This is a genomic window from Shewanella sp. AS16, assembly GCF_021412365.1.
GTDB classification, from domain to species: domain Bacteria; phylum Pseudomonadota; class Gammaproteobacteria; order Enterobacterales; family Shewanellaceae; genus Shewanella; species Shewanella salipaludis.
In genome coordinates, this window is sequence record NZ_JAKCLK010000379.1 from 1 (window position 1) to 284 (window position 284).

Here is a 284-nt window from a genome sequence, read left to right on the forward strand (position 1 = left end):
GATATTCGCAAGCTGATTGATGCCAGTGCTGATAAGGTGCAATCTGGTTCGCAGCAGGTACACGCCGCCGGACGGACGATGGAAGATATTGTGGCGCAGGTAAAAAACGTCACCCAGTTGATAGCTCAGATTAGCCATTCAACGCTGGAACAGGCCGATGGGCTTTCCAGCCTGACCCGTGCAGTGGATGAGCTTAACCTGATCACCCAGAAAAACGCCGAGTTGGTGGAAGAGAGTGCGCAGGTGTCGGCGATGGTGAAACACCGCGCCAGCCGACTGGAAGA

At 54.9% G+C, this 284-nt stretch carries 1 protein-coding gene; it reads left to right on the forward strand.

The window, feature by feature from the left end:
• Positions 1-284 (forward strand): methyl-accepting chemotaxis protein (locus LZP73_RS20745; RefSeq protein WP_234236861.1); only part of this gene is annotated, 284 nt, incomplete at both ends.